Genomic DNA, 3,131 nt, shown 5'->3' on the forward strand with positions numbered 1-3,131 from the left:
CTAGGGAACAATTAAGTCAATTAATTACTTTACTAAACTCATTAGTATCAGCTATTTCAGCATTTTTTGCAAATCCAAGTAATGCAAACAGATTAGTGTTACTCGATTTATTTAATCAATTTTTAATTTTCTTAAATTCCTTATTACCTTCTCCAGAAGTTAATTTTTTGAAACAATTAACTCAAAGTATTATAGTTTTATTACAATCTCCAGCACCTAATTTAGGACAATTGTCAACATTGTTGCAACAATTTTATAGCGCCCTTGCACAATTCTTCTTCGCTTTAGATCTTATCCCTATATCCTGCAACTCAAATGTTGATTCTGCAACTTTACAACTTCTTTTTAATTTATTAATTCAATTAATCAATGCTACTCCAGGGGCGACAGGTCCAACAGGTCCAACAGGTCCAACAGGAGCAACAGGAGCAACAGGAGGCGGAGCGACAGGAGCGACAGGAGCAACAGGAGCAACAGGAGCAACAGGAGCGACAGGAGCGACAGGAGCAACAGGAGGCGGAGCRACAGGAGCGACAGGAGCAACAGGAGCAACAGGAGCGACAGGAGCAACAGGAGCAACAGGAGCAACAGGTGGCGGAGCTATTATTCCGTWTGCTTCAGGTACAACRCCATCTGCGTTAGTTAACGCRWTARTAGCTAATACAGGAACTCTYCTTGGATTTGGWTTTAGTCAGCCTGGAGTTGCTTTAACGGGTGGAACAAGTATCACATTAGCGTTAGGGATAGGTGATTATGCATTTGTAGCACCACGCGCAGGGGTTATTACGTCATTAGCAGGTTTCTTTAGTGCAACAGCTGCATTAGCTCCATTAACACCTGTTCAAGTGCAGATACAAATATTAACTGCACCAGCAGCAAGTAATACGTTTACAGTACAAGGCGCACCTCTTTTATTAACACCAGCATTTGCCGCAATAGCGATTGGTTCTACAGCATCAGGAATCATAGCTGAAGCTATTCCAGTAGCGGCTGGGGATAAAGTATTATTATATGTTTCATTAACAGCAGCAAGTCCAATAGCTGCAGTTGCTGGATTTGTAAGTGCAGGTATTAATATCGTCTAACATGTTACAATGTTTGTTTGAAATTTAAACAGGCATTTGTATATAGCCCCACCTAATTTTATTAGGTGGGGCTATATTTTTTGTGGGAAATTAGAAATAAATCAATTGAAAAGTTACTCTTTGTTAAGTTGGTATATAAGAAAAAACAAAATTTATGATTTACACTTTATTGTTTATGGAATAAGTTATATGGTTTGAAAAATTACATATAAACAAAAAAGATGAATTCTATTAAAAATAGAATTCGATAGTATCAAAAGCCCTTATTATATCAGTATTTGTAGCATGTTTATTATTAACTAGCCCCAAAATCAGCCCCATTTTCTGTTAAACTCTGGCTAAATAAATCTACTGACATGGATTCTAATTCCTTTAATACATGACCATAAATTCCATAAATCATTTGTGGAGAATTCCCTAAACGTTCGGCAATCACTTTTACATTTAAACCTTGATTTAATAATATAGTGCAATGTGTATGACGTAAGCCATGTATTGTTATAGCAGGAAGCTTTGTTTTATTTAATACTCTTCTAAATGCATAAAAAACACAGCCATCTGTTATAGGTTTTCCGGTTTGGTATGATGTAAATACAAAAGAATCTTCTTTTAGTTTGTATCCAAAAGACAACATTACCTTCATACACCATTTCCGGTATATCTTTAATTGATTTACTAATACATCATCTATTAAAATTGTTCTATAGCTATTTTTCGTTTTGGGTGATCGTATACCTTTATTATCCCTAGTGCGTTCAATGGTTATTGTTTTATTATCAAAATCAATGTTTTTCCACTGTAAACCACAGGCTTCGCCTCTACGAATCCCTGTGTATGCAACGGTTAATAAAAATGTATAGTTTGTGGCATTTTCTTCGCGTTTAGCTATTGTTAAAAATTCAACTAATTGCTCAGGTGTGAAATAATTATTGTTTTCTTCTTTAATAGTTTCATGATTTGAAAGTTTGATTTTTGTGAAGCGATTGCGAGACAATATTTCATCTTCGACAGCTGCATTAATAGCGATCTTGAATAGGGTGTGGAATAAATGAACTGTACTTGGCTTATACTTCTTTTCAAGTACATTTAAAAATTCTCTTTTATATGTTGTTCTATCCAAAGTTTGTAACTTGAAATGGCCAAGCAACGGTTTCATTTGTAAGCGGATGGCCATTTCACGTTGTGCCCTAGATGCTGGTTTCCAACTATTTTTATAGGTGGTATACCAAATATCCAACCACTCTCCAATGGTTAGTTGATCATGTTCAACTTTTTTAGATTCACCACGTAATGTTGTAACTTTAACTTCTAAAAGAGATTTGAGGGCTTCTTTTTCTGACTTAAACCCACTTTTTTTCTTCTCTTTTCTTTTCCCTGTGTTGTCATAATACTTGTGACGATACATCCACAGTTTTTCATTCTTTGTATTGAAATAATAGTATATTTCAGGTTCTTTTACTGATTTGTGTAGTTTCACTATTACCATTCCTTTCATTACTTTGGCTGGCGTATGCATAGGAATGGGTAAGTGTTTAATTGGTTTTATTTCTCTTTGGAGTAATCGGGTGATTCGTATTTAAAAAGGTAAAATACTAGTATTTAATGAATCATCCACTTTAAACAATTTATTTTCTTCTTCTAAGTATGCTGCTTCTTCTTCAGGTGTCATGGAATTAAAATATTCTTCTATTCCTCTTCTTTCTTGCATTTCTTCATCTGTATAAAAACCAGCTCGCCATGCTAAATCATAAAAGTCAACTTCAAGAGCCTTAGATAACTTTCTAACGATCTCCAATGATGGATTTCTTTGACCTTTTTCAATTTGCGATAGATATGGTTGAGAAACTTGTGAAATGTTAGCTAGTTTAGAGATGGTCATTTTTTGTTGTTCTCTTAAGCCCTTGATATATGCACCAATATCAATATTGTTTTCGTTCATAAAACATCTCTCCTTTAAAACAAATAATAATTGTTTGTTATTGCAATTGCAATGAAATATAAAAAAACGTAATAAATTATTGCAAATTATTGCAACAGCAATAATGG

The 3,131-nt window shown here is 34.3% G+C and carries 3 protein-coding genes; 1 reads left to right on the forward strand and 2 read right to left on the reverse strand.

Annotated features, from left to right (window positions below; genetic code table 11):
- The coding region (locus AC1DJR_RS25375) for an exosporium glycoprotein BclB-related protein (RefSeq protein ID WP_477003798.1) at window positions 1-1,085 on the forward strand (1,085 nt) is incomplete at its 5' end.
- Between the two features lie 295 nt (window positions 1,086-1,380).
- On the opposite strand, the gene AC1DJR_RS25380 is transcribed toward AC1DJR_RS25375, so the two are convergent.
- Both AC1DJR_RS25380 and AC1DJR_RS25385 read right to left on the reverse strand, forming a co-directional pair.
- Window positions 1,381-2,562, reverse strand: a complete 1,182-nt coding sequence (locus AC1DJR_RS25380) for a site-specific integrase (RefSeq protein WP_477003800.1) — start codon at window positions 2,560-2,562, stop codon at window positions 1,381-1,383.
- A gap of 99 nt (window positions 2,563-2,661) precedes the next feature.
- On the reverse strand, window positions 2,662-3,131 hold a 470-nt coding region (locus AC1DJR_RS25385; RefSeq protein WP_477003799.1), incomplete at its 5' end, for a helix-turn-helix domain-containing protein.

Source organism: Bacillus sp. 05T31 (assembly GCF_056396725.1).